Raw genomic sequence first — 16,549 nt, 5'->3', positions numbered from 1 at the left:
ATGCAGCAGTTCATCCAAGCACCCCAACAGGTCCAGCTTCCGCTCTTTGAGGCCTTCCTGGCGCAACCCGTGCTGCCAGGGCTCAAGCCTCAGGAGCCGGCGCCCAAGAGCAGCGAGCCGGAGCTGTTCAGCGAACTGACGCTGCGCGGCGCCCCTGAGCACTGCCAGAGCCTGCTGGCTCCCGTCCTGCGCGAGCTGAGCGAAGAGGAAGATGCACGCTGGCTCACCCTCATCGCACCGCCGGCGAGCCTGACCCAGGCCTGGCTGCGAGATGCCGGACTGAACCGCGAACGCATCCTGCTATTACATCCTCGCGGCACCCAGAGTGCCCTGCAACTGGCGCGTGAAGCCCTTCGCCTGGGCCGCAGTCACACCGTGGTCACCTGGCTGGGCAACATCAACGCCAGCAGTCGCCAACAGTTGACCCGCGCCGCCAGCACCGGAAACGCACAAAGCCTGAACATCCGCCTTGGCTGATGTTCAGGCTTTGTCTGCAACACCAGGATTGACACCCTGGCATTGAATGAGCTGGTACTGAAAAGAATCAGTGCAGTACGCGCGGCCCTTCGTCGCGCTCGAGCTCACCATCCATCAAGCGCCCTGCCATCTGCACACCCACGCTCAACATGGCCTTGGCCACTTCCACGTGTTGGCCTTGCAGGAACACCTTGGCGTCCTCCGAAAATTCCAACGTTACCAGCGAGCCTTCGTCCTCGGCACGACGCAGTTCGATTCGGCCATCCGGCAACTCGACAATTTCCAGAAACGACGTAGACATAATGGGGCAGTTCTCCACGAAAGGCCGCTAGTGTACCAGCCGCAGCCGGGATCAGCACTCACTCAACGCGTCGCGGAAACGCCTCACCAAGCCTTTGAGATTGCCACGCCAGCTTTCCAACTCGTCGCGCGACAACGCCGGCGCCTCGGCTTCGTCGAGATTGACGGCCTGGATCAAGGGTTGGGTGACGTCGGTTTTCGCGGTTTTTCTAGCGACCGGCGGTCGGAACAAATCGGCATAAGCCCCCAGCATTTGCGCCAGCCAGGTTTCGCGCTGACGCGCCAGCTCGAGCAACTCAGCCACCTCAGGGATGGCGATGTCGTTCAGTGCGTCATCAGCCAGCACGTTTTCCACACTGCTGGCGACGGGCAGGCGGTAAAAGCCACCAATCTCATGACACAGCCCCAACAGCGCGCCGTAGAGGTGAAACAGCGCAGATTCACGCTCGGCCTGAACCAGGCCCTGGGCATTCATGGCCTGGCTCTGTTCGGCCTTGGCCATCGATTCGAGGGCGAGGCCGGCGAAGAACAGTTTCTGGTTGGTACGGGTGTAGAGTTCCTGGGCCATTTCGGTGCCCTCCCATGAGGCTGCAAGGCCAATAGCTGCATCATAAATGATTGGGGCCGCAAAGCGGCCCCAAGCAAAGCGCTAACCGATCAGCGCTTGTCTTCCACCTTCCAGGCATTACCGTCGTAGAACGCCTTCCACCCGGTCGGCTTGCCATCGACCTCGGACTGCACGTACTGCTCCTTGGTCTTGCGGCTGTAGCGGATTACCGCTGGGCGGCCATCCGGGTCTTTCTGCGGCGCGTCGCACAGGAAGTGGTACTTAGGATCGATCTCATGCTTGTGCGGCAGAATCTCCAGCACCAGCGGCGCACGGGTCTCGCGGTTTTTCGGGAACTGGCTGGCAGCCAGGAACAGCCCCGAAGCACCGTCACGCAGCACGTAGGTGTCGTCGACCTTCTCGCACTTGAGCTCGGGCATGTCCACCTTGTCCATCTTCGGTGGCGCCGCCTCGCCGCTCTTGAGCAGCTTGCGCGTGTTCTTGCACGCAGGATTGGTGCAACCGAAGAACTTGCCGAAACGGCCGGTCTTGAGCTGCATCTCGCTGCCGCACTTGTCGCACTCCAGGCTCGGCCCTTCGTAGCCCTTGATCCGGTAGCTGCCTTCCTCGATCTCGTAGCCCGCGCAATCCGGGTTGTTACCGCAGATGTGCAGCTTGTGCTTCTCGTCGAGCAGGTAGGCGTCCATAGCCGTGGCGCAGATCGGGCAACGGTGCTTGCCGCGCAGGACGCGCGATTCCGATTCACCCTCGTCGTCGGCGGCAATTTCATCGCCCGGCACCAGGTTCACCGTTGCCTTGCAACGCTCCTTCGGCGGCAGGCTATAGCCGGAGCAGCCGAGAAACACGCCAGTGGAAGCGGTGCGGATCATCATTGGCCGGCCACACTCCTTGCACGGAATGTTGGTCATGGTCGGCTGGTTGGCCCGCATGCCATCCTCCGCAGACTCGGCGGTCAGCAGTTTCTTGCTGAAATCGCCGTAGAACTCGTCAAGGACGTTCTTCCAGTCGCGCTCGCCCTGGGCCACGTCGTCGAGATTTTCCTCCATGCCGGCGGTGAAGCCGTAGTCCATCAAGTTGGAGAAGCTCTCGGACAGGCGCTCGGTGACGATGTCGCCCATCTTCTCGGAGTAGAACCGGCGGTTATGCAGCGTCACGTAGCCGCGGTCCTGGATGGTCGAAATGATCGCGGCGTAGGTCGACGGACGGCCAATACCGCGTTTTTCCATTTCCTTGACCAGGCTCGCTTCGGTGAAGCGTGCCGGCGGCTTGGTGAAATGCTGGCTCGGGTCGAGCTGGATCAGCTTGAGCACCTCGCCCTGGGCCATTTCCGGCAGCACGTCGTCTTCGCCCGGCTTGCTCTGCTGTGGCAGCACACGGGTGTAACCGTCGAACTTGAGGATGCGACCCTTGGCACGCAATTCGAAGTTGCCAGCCGCGACCGTGACACTGGTCGACAGGTACTGCGCCGGCGGCATCTGGCAGGCCAGGAACTGACGCCAGATCAGCTCGTACAGGCGTTCAGCGTCGCGCTCCATGCCACTGAGCTTGGTCGGGTGGGTGTTGACGTCGGACGGGCGAATCGCCTCGTGCGCCTCCTGGGCGCCTTCCTTGCTGCCGTACACCACTGGGGCCTCCGGCAGATACTGCTTGCCGAACTCGCGCTCGATGTAGCTACGCGCCATGTCCAGCGCATCGACCGACAGGTTGGTCGAGTCGGTACGCATGTAGGTGATGTAGCCAGCCTCGTAAAGACGCTGGGCCATCATCATGGTTTTCTTCACACCGAAGCCCAGACGATTGCTCGCTGCCTGCTGCAGGGTGGACGTGATGAACGGGGCCGAAGGCTTGCTGCTGGTCGGGCGGTCTTCGCGCTTGACCACGCTGTAGCTCGACGCCTTCAGTTGCTCCAGGGCCGCCATGGCCTGGGCTTCGTTGAGCGGCTTGAACGCCTCGCCGTTCTGCCGGGCCACCTCGAAACGCACCTTGGCGTCCTTGGCAGTACCCAGGTCGGCGTGCACTTCCCAGTATTCCTCGGGGATGAAGGCACGGATCTCGCGTTCACGCTCCACCACCAGCTTCACCGCCACCGACTGCACCCGCCCGGCCGACAGGCCACGGGCGATCTTGGACCACAGCAGCGGCGAAACCATGTAGCCGACCACGCGGTCGAGGAAGCGGCGAGCCTGCTGGGCGTTGACCCGATCGATATCCAGCTCGCCCGGCTGGGAGAAGGCGTCCTGGATGGCCTTCTTGGTGATTTCGTTGAACACCACGCGCTTGTAGCGGGTGTCGTCGCCACCGATGGCTTCGCGCAGGTGCCAGGCAATGGCCTCCCCTTCGCGGTCCAAGTCGGTTGCGAGATAGATGGTGTCGGCATCCTTGGCCAGGCGGCGCAGCTCTTCGATCACCTTCTCCTTGCCGGGAAGGATCTCGTACTTGGCCTTCCAGCCGTGGTCCGGGTCGACGCCCATGCGTGCCACCAGCTGACGACGGGCCTTTTCCTTCGGCGACAGCGCCGGAGCCTCACCCGCGGCCTTGCCACGCTTGGCGGCCGGCTCTTTGCTCGCGCTGGCCGAACCGCTGGTGGGGAGGTCTCGGATATGGCCGATACTCGACTTCACCACGTACTGGTTGCCCAAGTACTTGTTGATGGTCTTGGCCTTGGCCGGGGATTCCACAATGACCAGCGATTTGCCCATGGATCGGAGTATTCCTGAATCTGAAGATGAAAAACGCGTCAGGTGCCGGACGCGGCACCGCTATATATAGTGGCGAAACAGTGAGGTCAAGTTCGGTCGACTATTCGTCGGCTTTCCCCGACAGCTCAGGCAACCCCGCTTCGGCCTTGACCAAAGCAAAGCGCGGCACCTGCTCGCCGTCAACCTCGACGGACTCCTGGAACATCGAAAGTGGCCGCACCCAGAACCCGTAATCACCATACAGGCACTGGTAGAAAACCATCCACTCTTCGCTTTCGGAATGCCGTGCGACACTGAAGACACGGTACTCAGGCCCCTTGTAGTGACGGTATACGCCTGGTTGTATCTGCATGTCGCCTGTCCTCTTGAAACAAAACCTGTAAAAAACAAAAACCGGGGCACTAGGCCCCGGCTGCTGCCTCGCAACGCGATCAGACGCGTTCGAAGACAGTGGTGATGCCCTGGCCCAGGCCCACGCACATGGTGGCGATACCCAGGGTGCCGCCGTTCTGCTTCATGACGTTGAGCAGGGTGCCGGAAATCCGTGCCCCGGAGCAACCGAACGGGTGGCCCAAAGCGATGGCGCCGCCGTGCAGGTTAACCTTCTCATCCATCTTGTCGAGCACTTTCAAATCCTTGAGCACCGGCAGGGCCTGTGCGGCGAAGGCTTCGTTGAGCTCGATGAAGTCGATATCGGCCATGGTCAGGCCGGCACGCTTGAGGGCTTTCTGGGTCGACGGCACCGGGCCGTAGCCCATGATCGCCGGGTCGACGCCGGACACCGCCATCGAGCGAATGACCGCCAACGGCTGGATGCCAAGGTCCATGGCACGCTGGCCAGACATGACGATCATGCACGAGGCGCCATCGGTGATCTGCGACGAGGTACCGGCCGTGACGGTGCCGCCCTTGGGGTTGAATGCCGGCTTGAGCGACGCCAGGCCTTCGAGGGTGGTTTCCGGGCGAATGGTCTCGTCGAAATCGAACACCTTCAGGAAGCCGTTCTCGTCATAGCCCTGCATCGGGATGATTTCATCCTTGAACTTGCCTTCGACCGTGGCCTTGTGCGCCAACTGGTGCGAACGCAGGCCGAACAGGTCTTGCTGCTCGCGGGTGATGCCGTGCATCTTGCCGAGCATCTCGGCAGTCAGGCCCATCATCCCGGAAGCCTTGGCGGCATGCAAGGACAGGTGCGGGTTGGGGTCTACGCCATGCATCATGCTGACGTGGCCCATGTGCTCGACACCACCGATGACGAACACGTCGCCGTTGCCGGTCATGATCGCCTGGGCAGCGGTGTGCAGCGCGCTCATCGACGAACCGCACAGGCGGCTCACGGTCTGCGCGGCAGAGGTGTGCGGGATCGGCGTCATCAGCGAGGCCATGCGGGCGATGTTCCAGCCCTGCTCCAGGGTCTGGTTGACGCAGCCCCAGATCACGTCCTCGACTTCTTTCGGATCGACCTTGTCGTTGCGTGCGAGCAACTGGGTGATCAGGTGCGCCGACATGTCTTCGGCGCGGGTGTTGCGGTGCATGCCACCCTTGGAGCGGCCCATCGGGGTGCGACCGAAGTCGACGATCACCACGTCTCTTGGATTCAGGCTCATATCAATAATCTCGCTCTAGCTCGTTGACCACTCAGTTGAAGAAGCGCTGGCCGCTCTTGGCCATTTCACGCAGCTTCGCGGTCGGGTGGTACAGCGGGCCCAGGTCGGCGTACTGGTCGGCCAGGGCAACGAATTCGGCCACTCCGATCGAGTCGATGTAGCGCAGCGCGCCACCGCGGAAGGGAGGGAAACCGATGCCATAGACCAGGCCCATGTCCGCCTCGGCGGCGGTCTCGACGATGCCGTCTTCCAGGCAGCGCACGGTCTCCAGGCACAGCGGAATCATCATCCAGTTGATGATGTCCTCGTCGCTGACTTCGCGTTGCTCGCCCAGGATCGGCTTGAGCACGTCGAGCACGGTGGCATCGAAGACTTTCTTCGGCTTGCCGCGCTTGTCGGTCTCGTAGGCGTAGAAGCCCTTGCCGTTCTTCTGGCCAAGGCGGTTGGCCTCGTACAGGGCGTCGACGGCCGAGCGCTGCTCGTCCTTCATTCGGTCCGGGAAGCCTTCGGCCATGACGTCACGGCCATGATGGCCGGTGTCGATGCCGACCACGTCCATCAGGTAGGCCGGGCCCATGGGCCAGCCGAACTTTTCCATGACCTTGTCGATGCGCACGAAGTCGACGCCAGCGCTCACCAGCTTGGCGAAGCCGCCGAAGTACGGGAACAGCACGCGGTTGACCAGGAAGCCCGGGCAGTCGTTGACCACGATCGGGTTCTTGCCCATTTTCTTGGCGTAGGCAACGGTGGTGGCAACGGCCACGTCACTGGACTTCTCGCCACGGATGACTTCCACCAGCGGCATCATGTGCACCGGGTTGAAGAAGTGCATGCCGACGAAGTTTTCCGGGCGTTTGAGCGCCTTGGCCAGCAGATTGATGGAAATGGTCGAGGTGTTGGAAGCGACGATCGCATCTTCCTTGACCTGGCCTTCCACCTCCGCCAGTACCGCTTGCTTGACCTTCGGGTTCTCGACCACGGCCTCGACCACGATGTCGACGTTGGCAAAGTCGCCATAGGACAAGGTCGGGCGGATGGCGTTGAGCGCCTCGGCCATTTTCGCCGGGGTCAGGCGGCCTTTTTCGACGCGTTTGCCGAGCAGCTTGGAGGCCTCGTTCAGACCCAGCTGGATGGCTTCCTCGCGGATGTCCTTCATCAGGATCGGCGTGCCCTTGACCGCCGACTGGTAGGCGATGCCGCCCCCCATGATGCCAGCCCCGAGCACGGCGGCCTGCTTCACTTCGCGGGCGATCTGGTCGTGCGCCTTGGCTTTGCGCTTGAGCTCCTGGTCGTTGAGGAACAGGCCGATCAGGCTTTCGGCGACCGAGGTCTTGGCCAGTTTGGCGAAGCCTGCGGCCTCGACTTCCAGGGCCTTGTCACGGCCGAAGTTGGCAGCCTTCTGAATCGACTTGATGGCCTCGACCGGCGCCGGGTAGTTCGGCCCGGCTTGGCCGGCGACGAAACCTTTGGCAGTTTCGAAGGCCATCATCTGCTCGATGGCGTTGAGCTTGAGTTTGTCCAGCTTCGGTTGACGCTTGGCCTTGTAGTCCAGCTCGCCGGAGATGGCGCGCTTGATCAGGTCGAGGGCCGCAGCCGACAGCAGTTCAGGCGCCACCACGGCGTCGACGGCGCCGACCTTCAGGGCGTCCTCGGCACGGTTTTCCTTACCCGCAGCGATCCACTCGATGGCGTTGTCCGAGCCGATCAGGCGCGGCAGGCGAACGGTACCGCCGAAGCCTGGGTAGATGCCCAGCTTGACTTCCGGCAGGCCGATCTTGGCGCTGCTGGACATGACCCGGTAGTCGGCCGCCAGGCACATTTCCAGGCCGCCACCCAGGGCGATGCCGTTGATGGCAGCGACGGTTGGCACGTCGAGGTCTTCGAATGCGTTGAAGATACGGTTGGCTTGCAGGTTGCCGGCAACCAGTTCGGCCTCGGGCAGCTTGAAGTTATCGACGAACTCGGTGATGTCGGCGCCGACGATGAACACGTCCTTGCCGCTGCTGACGATCACCCCTTTGACCGAGGCGTCGGCCTTGATGGCATCGACGGCTTGGCGCAGCTCGTCCAGGGTCAGGCGATTGAACTTGTTGACGGACTCACCCTTGAGGTCGAACTTCAGTTCGACGATGCCGCTTTCAAGAGCCTTAACCGTGATGGCTTTACCTTCGTAAATCATCAACTGATCTCCACGATATGGAAGCTGAACTGTACACGCCGATCGCTGATGGCCAAGCCCGCCTTGCGGCCCTTGCCCCAGGCTCACCCATCGGCGCGATAGTCGGGATTCTGTACGAGCGGTGTGACATACAAACGCTCAATTCATACGCCCGTTTGATTTGGGTGTGCACACATTCTCCGAAAAGATCGGCGTTGTCAAATGCTCGAAAGCAGGCTGAAAACGCGACTTTCCGGTCATGCTGCCAAATAACGGTAGTACGCATGATGACGGTGATTGCCGACCATTCATGTCGACGATTGACCGTATTTTTACAGCGATCGCTGCAATGGATGGTGCCAGCTGGAGATTACCGGCTATAGTGAGGGGGCTTGTCCGGCCTGCCTGGCCTTATCGAGGTAGATGCGGGGGTGGTTCGACCACCTCCGCATTTTTTATGCGAGGGTGTCGAAGGCGTGGGCAATATCCTGCAATACAGATTTTTCGCCACGCTCGCTCCAGTACAAGGCGATCATGCGTTTGTCGGCCTCGACCTTGTAAACGGTCTCGGGCAGACGAGCGAACACCTCTGCCAGGCGCGCGTCCTCGCACACTTCCCGCCACTGGTTCCACCACACCCCAGGGCTGACTTGCCAGTAGCACCAGCAATCCTCGTGGCCCCGGCGCCGCGCCCGATGATATTGCGGGCAAGGGCTCGGCGGCTCCCGCTCGAGCCAGTGCGGCCATTGCTGAGGCGCCAGCTGCATGGCCAGGCCCATGCGCCGCGCTTCCAGGCGCAAGGTCATCTGCTCGCCCTGCTTGCGCGACAGGCGCAACCACGAAAGCGGGCTGAGAACCAGCGCAAGGATTGACACAACCAGCCATACCGTCATATCTGTAGATTCCATAAAGCGTTGCAAATGAGCGGGTTACTCATCTTTCACGGAAGACCTGCCATAAAGCGACCATACTTCTACTATCGCGATTGTCAGGAGTACTGCTCATGCCCTACGAACATCTATTGGTCGCCGTCGACCTGACCGAAGAATGCGACCCGGTGATCAAGCGTGCCATGAAACTGGCCGAACCCACGGGGGCCAAGGTCTCGCTGGTGCATATCGTCGAACCGATGGCCATGGCTTTCGGCGGTGACGTGCCGATGGACCTGTCGCAGCTGCAACAGCAGCAGTTCGATCAGGCCAAGGAGCGCATGGACCGCTTGTTCAACAAGTACCCTGAAATCAACCGTGGCGACTCGCACCTTACCTACGGGCAGCCACGCCAGGAAATCCACCAACTGGCCAAGGACCAGCAATGCGACCTGATCGTGGTCGGCAGCCATGGCCGGCATGGCCTGGCACTGTTGCTGGGCTCCACCGCCAACGACGTGCTGCATGGCGCGCCGTGCGATGTCTTGGCGGTGCGGTTGCAGAAGAAGGAATGATGTAGGCTGCAGCGGCCTCTTCGCGGGACAAGCCCGCTCCCACAAAGCATTGCGGTACACCTGTGGGAGCGGGCTTGTCCCGCGAAGAGGCCGCTACAGATCAAACACGCATCAGCCTTCCAGCTCAGCCCAGCGCTCGACCAGCACATCCAGCTCGCCCTGCAGCTTCTCCAGCTGCGCCAGCACCGCCGACGTCTCCTCGATCGGACGCTGATAGAAGCCCGCCGCGTTGACCTCCTCCTGAACCACCGCCATGCGCTGCTCCAGTTCGTCGATCTGCCCCGGCAGCATTTCCAGTTCGCGCTGCAGCTTGTAGCTCAGTTTCTTTTTCGAAGCGTCGGCCACTGCGGCAACGGGCTCGGGCGCTGCCTCGACTACAGGCTTTTCCACCACCGCGCTGTTGAGCTCGGACTTGCCGCCCTTGCTCTCGGTCACGCCCAGCAACTTCGGCGAACCGCCCTGGCGGATCCAGTCCTCGTAGCCACCCACGTACTCGCGCACCTTGCCCTGCCCTTCGAACACCAGGGTGCTGGTGACCACGTTATCGAGGAAGGCTCGGTCGTGGCTGACCATCAGCACCGTGCCCTTGTAGTTGGACAGCACTTCCTCGAGCAGCTCGAGGGTCTCGACGTCGAGGTCGTTGGTCGGTTCGTCGAGCACCAGCAGGTTGGCCGGCTTGCTGAACAGCTTGGCCAGCAGCAGGCGCGCGCGTTCGCCACCGGACAGGGCCTTGACCGGCGTGCGGGCACGCTGGGGGCTGAACAGGAAGTCGCCCAGGTAGCTGAGCACATGACGGTTCTGGCCATCGATCTCGATGAAGTCCCGGCCTTCGGCCAGGTTGTCGATCACGGTCTTCTCCAGGTCCAGCTGGTGACGCATCTGGTCGAAGTAGGCGACTTCCAGCTTGGTGCCACGATCGACCTTGCCTGAGGTGGGCTCCAGGTCGCCGAGCATCAGCTTGAGCAGGGTGGTCTTGCCGGTACCATTGGCACCCAGCAGGCCGATGCGGTCCTGGCGCTGCAGGACCATGGAGAAATCCTTCACCAGCATCGGACCATTGGCGTGGGCGAAGCTCACATTCTCCAGCACCATGACCTGCTTGCCGGATTTTTCCGCCGCCTCGATCTGGATGTTGGCCTTGCCCTGGCGCTCACGGCGTTCGCTGCGCTCGACGCGCAATGCCTTGAGCGCACGCACGCGACCTTCGTTGCGGGTACGGCGGGCCTTGATGCCCTGACGGATCCACACCTCTTCCTGGGCCAGACGCTTGTCGAACAAGGCGTTGGCGGTTTCCTCGGCGGCCAGCGCGGCCTCCTTGTGCACCAGGAAGCTGGCGTAGTCACCGTTCCAGTCGATCAGGCCGCCGCGGTCGAGTTCGAGGATGCGGGTGGCCAGGTTCTGCAGGAACGAGCGGTCGTGGGTGATGAACAGCACCGCACCGTTGAAGCTGCTCAGCGCCTCTTCGAGCCAAGCGATGGCGCCGATGTCCAGGTGGTTGGTAGGCTCGTCGAGCAGCAGCAGGTCTGGCTCGGAAACCAGCGCCTGGGCCAGCAGCACACGGCGACGCCAGCCGCCGGACAATTCGGCGAGGGTCTTGTCGGCAGGCAGTTGCAGGCGGCTGAGGGTGCTTTCCACCACCTGCTGCAGGCGCCAGCCGTCCCGGGCTTCGAGCTCGTGCTGGACATGCATGAGTTTGTCCAGGTCTTCGTCACCCTGGATATTCTGGCTCAGGTGGTGGTATTCGGCGAGCAAGGCACCCACGCCATCGAGGCCCTCGGCCACCACGTCGAACACACTGCGCTCGTCGGCGACAGGCAGCTCCTGCGGCAACTCGCCGATCTTCAGGCCGGGGGCGCGCCAGATCTCTCCGTCGTCGCCCTTCTGCTCACCCTTGACCAGGCGCAGCATGCTCGATTTACCGGTGCCGTTGCGACCGATGATGCACACCCGCTCGCCACGGGCGATCTGCCAGGATACTTTGTCCAGCAGCGGCATCGCGCCGAATGCGAGGGACACATCGCTGAATTTGAGCAGGGTCATGTTCGTCTCCTGAAAGCGGGGGCGCATTCTACCTGACTTGGGCCTGCACGGCATCAGCCCGTCCTGGGTAACAAGGCTTTACGACGCCCGGTCGCGGTAAATGCCTTGATACAAGCACAGTGCTTTCACCCACTGCCGGCAAACGGCTAAGCTAAGCCAATCAGCTTCGAACAGTGCTGGCTCCGCCGTCACTACCCCATGGTTCAACTGCCCGGACGTATCATGCGCAGCCGCCTGTTACAGATCGCTTCATGCCTGCTGTTCACCGCCACCACCGCGAGCGCGGCGCAGGCCACCGACCTTTCCCAGCAACGCCAGTTCTACGACGAGGCCAAACGTGCCTTGGCCAAGGGCGACAAGGGCCCCTACCTGCGTTACGCCCAGGCGCTGCGCGATTACCCACTGACGCCGTACCTGGCCTACGACGAGCTGACCGCTCGCCTGAAAACCGCCAGCAACGAAGAGATCGAAGGCTTCCTCGCCAAACATGGCGACCTGCCCCAGGCCAACTGGATGAAACTGCGCTGGCTACGCTGGCTGGCCGAGCGCGGCGAGTGGGACACCTTCCGCCGTTACTACGACCCCAAGCTCAACTTCACCGAGCTCGACTGCCTGAACGGCCAGTACGAGTTGAGCCACGGCCTGCGCGCCGAGGGTTTCGCCACCGCGGAAAAAGCCTGGAACGTCGGCAAGTCGCAACCTGCCACCTGCGACACCCTGTTCGGCATGTGGGCCGCCGAAGGCCAGCTGACCGAGGCCAAGCGTTGGCAGCGTGCCAAGCTGGCCGCCCAGGCACGCAACTACAGCCTGGCCAACAGCCTGGTCAAGACCCTGCCAACGCTGGGCGCACAGGGCAAACTGCTGGTCGATGTGGCGCAGAAACCCGAATTGCTCAACCAGCCTTCGCGCTTCGCTCCGGCCAACGAGGCGATGTCCGACGTGGTCAGCCTGGGCCTGCGCCGGCTGGCCCGCCAGGACCCCGACCGGGCCATGGCGCTGCTCGACGACTATGCCCAGCGCATGCACTTCTCGCGCGACGAAAAAGTCGCCATTGCCCGAGAGATCGGCCTGACCCTGGCCCGCCGCTACGATCCGCGCGCGCTCGACCTGATGACCCGCTACGACCCGGAACTGCGCGACAACACCGTCAGCGAGTGGCGCCTGCGCCTGCTGCTGCGCCTGGGCCGCTGGGAAGAGGCCTACGAGCTGACCAAGCGCCTGCCGCAGGAGCTGGCCACCAGCAGCCGCTGGCAGTACTGGCAAGCGCGCAGCCTGGAACTGGCCCAGCCGAACAACCCGCAGATCCCGCTGCTGTACAAGACCGTGGCCCGCGAGCGCGACTTCTATGGCTTCCTGGCCGCCGACCGGGCGCAGACGCCCTACCAGTTGAACAACCGGCCACTGGTGCTCAGCCCGCAACTGGTCAACAAGGTGCGCAATACCCCAGGCATCCAGCGTGCCCTGGAGTTCCACGCCCGCGGCCAGATCGTCGAAGGCCGGCGCGAGTGGTACCACGTCAGCCGGCACTTCAACCGCGACGAGATGGTCGCCCAGGCCCGCCTGGCCTATGACCTGCGCTGGTACTTCCCGGCCATCCGCACCATCAGCCAGGCCAAGTACTGGGACGACCTGGACATTCGTTTCCCGATGGCCCACCGCGACACCCTGGTGCGCGAAGCCAAGGTCCGCGGCCTGCACTCGAGTTGGGTGTTCGCCATCACCCGCCAGGAAAGCGCCTTCATGGAAGACGCCCGCTCCCCCGTCGGCGCCAGCGGCCTCATGCAGTTGATGCCGGCCACGGCCAAGGAGACCGCGCGCAAGTTCAGCATTCCGCTGGCCTCGCCCGCACAGGTGCTGAACCCGGACAAGAACATCCAGCTCGGCGCGGCCTACCTGAGCCAGGTGCACAGTCAGTTCAACGGCAACCGGGTACTCGCCTCGGCAGCCTACAACGCTGGCCCCGGGCGCGTGCGGCAGTGGCTCAAGGGCGCCAAACACCTGAGCTTCGACGTGTGGGTCGAATCGATTCCGTTCGACGAGACGCGCCAGTACGTGCAGAACGTGCTGTCCTATTCGGTCATCTACGGCCAGAAGCTCAATTCACCGCAACCGCTGGTGGACTGGCACGAGCGCTACTTCGACGATATGTAAAGCCAGGGCCTGACCATGGGAGCGGCCTTGGGTCGCAATGGGGCCGCGTTGCGGCCCAATCGCGACGCAGGGCCGCTCCCACAGGTACTGCGCTACTCCAACACTTCCACCGGCATCCCCACCTCGAGCACGCCGCTGCCGTCCACCGCCACATTCTGGCCGAACAGCACGTCGCCATCCTTTTCACGGAACGTCTTGAGCGTGGTCAACGGCTCGCGATCGGCACTGCGCTCACCGGTGGCCGGGTCAAGCGTGGTGAGGATGCAACGCACACTGGGTTTGAGCAGACGGAACTGCAATTGACCGATACGAATCCGCTTCCAGCCATCCTCGGCGAACGGCTGCGCCCCTTGCACAACCAGGTTCGGCCGAAAGCGCAGCATCTCCATGGGCCGGCCAATGCGCCGGTTCAGTTCGTCCAGCGAGCCTTGGCCGATCAACAACAAGGGGAATCCGTCGGGAAACGCCGCCCGGTCGCTGTTCAGGCCGTAGCCATTGGGCAGATAGCGCGCCCGCGGCTCGGGGCAGTACACCAGCCGCACCGGCTTGCCCAGCAATTGGCTGAGCCAGGCCGCAGCCTCGTCGCCCGCATCGGGCACTCGCAGGGTGTCGCGCCAGATGGTCACACCGCGCAGGTCCTCCTCGCCAGCCGGAACCTGCACCTCCAGGCGCCCCAGCCCAGGGGCTTCCAGCAGCAACTGTCCGGCATCGCCGTAGCTTGCCTGGATGCGTCCCAGCTGCGGCCAGGCGCGTTGGGTCAGAAAGCGACCGTTGTCCGCCTCCACCACCATCCAGCGCCTGTCGCCCTGCAGCCCCAGGTGATCCACCTGCGATGCCTGCAGGCATTGCCCCTGCCCCGACTTCACCGGATATAGATACAACTCGCTGAGAAACATCCCCACCTGCCTCGTGCCATCGCAAAGTGCCCAGCTTATACCCGCCAGGCTCGGCGATCACCCAGCAGCGGTATCCAGTTGCAGACGCTGCTTGACCACCTCCACCAAGCGGTCTGGCTGGAACTTGGACAGGAAGTTGTCGCAGCCGACCTTCTTCACCATCGACTCGTTGAAACTGCCCGAGAGCGACGTATGCAGCACCACGTAGAGGCGACGCAGGCGCGCGTCGTTGCGGATCTCGGTAGTCAGGCGATAGCCGTCCATTTCGGGCATTTCGGCATCGGTGAACACCATCAACAGCTTCTCGCACACATCCTCGCCGGCATCGGCCCAGGCCTTGAGCATACGCAACGCTTTTAGGCCGTCGCTGGCCACATGCAGCTTCATGCCCAACTGCGAGAGGGTGTCACGCAACTGCGCCAGGGCCACGCTGGAGTCGTCCACCAGCAGTACCTCGCGACCACGGGCACGCGCCAGCACCGGATCGGCCAGCTTGTCATTGGACACCCGCGCGTTGTACGGCACGATTTCCGCCAGCACCTTCTCCACGTCGATCACCTCCACCAACTGGTCATCGACCTTGGTGATGGCGGTCAGGTAGTGCTGACGTCCGGCACTGGTCGGCGGCGGCATGATGGCGTCCCAGTTCATGTTGACGATGCGGTCGACCCCACCCACCAGGAAGGCTTGCACCGAGCGATTATACTCGGCGACGATGATGGTGCTGCCAGGGCCCGGTTGCAGCGGGCGCATGCCAATGGCCTGGGACAGGTCGATCACCGGCAGGGTCTGGCCGCGCAGGTTGACCACGCCGCAGACGTACGCATGGCGTTGCGGCATCAGGGTGAGCTTGGGCAGTTGCAGCACTTCCTGGACCTTGAACACGTTGATTGCGAACAACTGGCGACCCGCCAGGCGGAACATCAGGATTTCCAGGCGGTTCTCACCTACCAGTTGCGTGCGTTGGTCTACTGTGTCGAGAATGCCAGCCATTGGAAAGCCCCCAGGCTTGAGTCGGAAAAGGTGAAATCATCTGCCCTGTATCGGCGGCTTCGCGCCCAGCTTGACCCCTTGGGAAAATTGCTGCGAAGCCAATTGATATCACTTTACCATCATGCTTTACTTCGAGCATTCAAGCCGTCTCCAGCCCTTGCCGGGTGGCTGTTGCACTTTGTCGCACCCTAGAAGCCCATCAGGGAAACCCCTAGCCACAATCGGGCGCAACCTGATGTTCGCGATATCCTTTAGCCATTAATGTGACGCCATTCTCATTGCATGAATGGAGTCAGGCTTTTGCTAGCAATCGTCTTGGTGTGGCAACCCCTTGCTCCCGCCCCCCGTGCCGGAGCCTCATGATGGACATACCACCCTCGCAAAGCAGCGCCCTGCAGGACTTCCTGCTGGACGCGCAGGTATTGTTGACGCAGTCCCAGGAATGCCTGCATCACCTGGAACTGATCGATAACGATCCTGACGCCTGTCATTGCCTGCACGATGCCCTCGACACCCTCGCCCGTCGCGCCAGCGAATTCGGCCTGATCGAAGTCGCCCATTACGCCGCCGATCTGCAACTGCTGCTCGCCCCTGCGTGCCACCAGCAGCGCCTGCTGTCCGAAGCCCTACCTGCCGTGGAAGCCTGCCTGACCCTGCTGGCCTGGCAGCTCGAGCTGGTCGATGTTCATACCGGACGCCTGAACCTCGACGCCAGCGAGCAGACCGACTTGCTGACCGACCTGGCCTCCGCGCTCGGCCAGCCCCTGCCTCAGGGGTGCATGGCCTGCAACAGCAGCGGCAGCTTGTGTGCCCACCCACATTCTCACCTACCGGGCACAGACCTTTCCGGCGCGACCAGTCGCACGCACTAGCGGCAGCGAAGAGCAACTAAGCCCATGCGTGTGCGCCCCCCTTTCACGCAGATTGCGAAGTTGAACAAGTTGCATCGCCAGGCGATATGCGCAAGCGGCGAAGTTGCATTTGGCGTGCATTTCAATAGTAGCATTTAGCCATATCGACTGGTCCTGCAAACGGCAGGATCGCCCCGTGAATCCAGAGGTTTCGAGCACTTACCCAGCCGCGACCAAATCAACTCGAAGTGTTACCATGTGCGCCGGCAAACCCGCGTGGATCGCATGTAAAGACAACTTTTTCGCGCACTCGCGACTTGCTTGAAAGCACGACGCCAAAGCCTCTGGTTAGACATGCACAAGGC

General features: G+C 62.5%; 14 protein-coding genes. 4 read left to right on the top strand and 10 right to left on the bottom strand.

Going from position 1 to position 16,549, the window contains the following annotated elements; translation table 11 throughout:
- Positions 1–477, top strand: a complete 477-nt coding sequence (sulA, locus tag E6B08_RS09050; protein WP_136913695.1) for an SOS-induced cell division inhibitor SulA — start codon at positions 1–3, stop codon at positions 475–477.
- Positions 478–544: 67 nt separating this feature from the next.
- On the opposite strand, the gene E6B08_RS09045 is transcribed toward sulA, so the two are convergent.
- The 7 genes from E6B08_RS09045 to E6B08_RS09015 all read right to left on the bottom strand — a co-directional run bounded on the left by E6B08_RS09045 (position 545) and on the right by E6B08_RS09015 (position 8,702).
- A complete protein-coding gene (locus E6B08_RS09045) occupies positions 545–778 on the bottom strand; it encodes a hypothetical protein (protein ID WP_136913694.1) in 234 nt (77 codons plus the stop codon).
- 51 nt (positions 779–829) lie between these two features.
- Positions 830–1,345 (bottom strand): DUF6586 family protein, encoded by a 516-nt coding sequence (locus E6B08_RS09040; protein ID WP_136913693.1) that lies wholly within the window; start codon positions 1,343–1,345, stop codon positions 830–832.
- A gap of 89 nt (positions 1,346–1,434) precedes the next feature.
- Positions 1,435–4,044: a type I DNA topoisomerase gene (topA, locus tag E6B08_RS09035; protein WP_136913692.1), complete on the bottom strand. Its 2,610-nt coding sequence runs from the start codon at positions 4,042–4,044 to the stop codon at positions 1,435–1,437.
- Between the two features lie 100 nt (positions 4,045–4,144).
- Positions 4,145–4,396, bottom strand: coding sequence for a DUF1653 domain-containing protein (locus E6B08_RS09030; protein ID WP_136913691.1), 252 nt, complete (start codon positions 4,394–4,396; stop codon positions 4,145–4,147).
- A gap of 79 nt (positions 4,397–4,475) precedes the next feature.
- Positions 4,476–5,651 carry an acetyl-CoA C-acyltransferase FadA gene (gene fadA, locus E6B08_RS09025; RefSeq protein WP_136913690.1) on the bottom strand — a complete coding sequence of 392 codons (1,176 nt, stop codon included), beginning with the start codon at positions 5,649–5,651 and terminating at the stop codon, positions 4,476–4,478.
- Between the two features lie 31 nt (positions 5,652–5,682).
- Entirely contained in the window at positions 5,683–7,830 is a 2,148-nt protein-coding gene (gene fadB / locus E6B08_RS09020; protein ID WP_136913689.1) for a fatty acid oxidation complex subunit alpha FadB, read from the bottom strand.
- Positions 7,831–8,264: 434 nt separating this feature from the next.
- Positions 8,265–8,702 (bottom strand): hypothetical protein, encoded by a 438-nt coding sequence (locus E6B08_RS09015; protein ID WP_136913688.1) that lies wholly within the window; start codon positions 8,700–8,702, stop codon positions 8,265–8,267.
- 110 nt (positions 8,703–8,812) lie between these two features.
- Between E6B08_RS09015 and E6B08_RS09010 the strand changes: the two genes are divergently transcribed.
- Entirely contained in the window at positions 8,813–9,253 is a 441-nt protein-coding gene (locus E6B08_RS09010) for a universal stress protein (RefSeq protein ID WP_136913687.1), read from the top strand.
- A gap of 111 nt (positions 9,254–9,364) precedes the next feature.
- Here the strand turns inward: E6B08_RS09010 and E6B08_RS09005 are convergent, their stop codons facing one another.
- Entirely contained in the window at positions 9,365–11,293 is a 1,929-nt protein-coding gene (locus tag E6B08_RS09005) for an ATP-binding cassette domain-containing protein (RefSeq protein WP_136913686.1), read from the bottom strand.
- Positions 11,294–11,515: 222 nt separating this feature from the next.
- Between E6B08_RS09005 and E6B08_RS09000 the strand changes: the two genes are divergently transcribed.
- Positions 11,516–13,444, top strand: coding sequence for a transglycosylase SLT domain-containing protein (locus E6B08_RS09000; protein WP_136913685.1), 1,929 nt, complete (start codon positions 11,516–11,518; stop codon positions 13,442–13,444).
- A gap of 92 nt (positions 13,445–13,536) precedes the next feature.
- Here the strand turns inward: E6B08_RS09000 and E6B08_RS08995 are convergent, their stop codons facing one another.
- On the bottom strand, positions 13,537–14,340 hold the full coding sequence (locus E6B08_RS08995; protein WP_136913684.1) for an MOSC domain-containing protein: 804 nt from the start codon (positions 14,338–14,340) through the stop codon (positions 13,537–13,539).
- 57 nt (positions 14,341–14,397) lie between these two features.
- Positions 14,398–15,333, bottom strand: a complete 936-nt coding sequence (locus E6B08_RS08990) for a chemotaxis protein CheV (protein ID WP_136913683.1) — start codon at positions 15,331–15,333, stop codon at positions 14,398–14,400.
- A gap of 362 nt (positions 15,334–15,695) precedes the next feature.
- Here E6B08_RS08990 and E6B08_RS08985 point away from each other — a divergent pair, with 362 nt between their 5' ends.
- The gene (locus tag E6B08_RS08985; RefSeq protein ID WP_136913682.1) at positions 15,696–16,205 is read left to right on the top strand and encodes a histidine kinase; all 510 of its coding nucleotides are present in this window, start codon (positions 15,696–15,698) and stop codon (positions 16,203–16,205) included.
- Positions 16,206–16,549 lie beyond the last annotated feature (344 nt).

This window comes from Pseudomonas putida, from assembly GCF_005080685.1.
GTDB classification, from domain to species: Bacteria; Pseudomonadota; Gammaproteobacteria; order Pseudomonadales; family Pseudomonadaceae; genus Aquipseudomonas; species Aquipseudomonas putida_V.
This window is presented reverse-complemented; position numbering and strand designations above follow the sequence as displayed.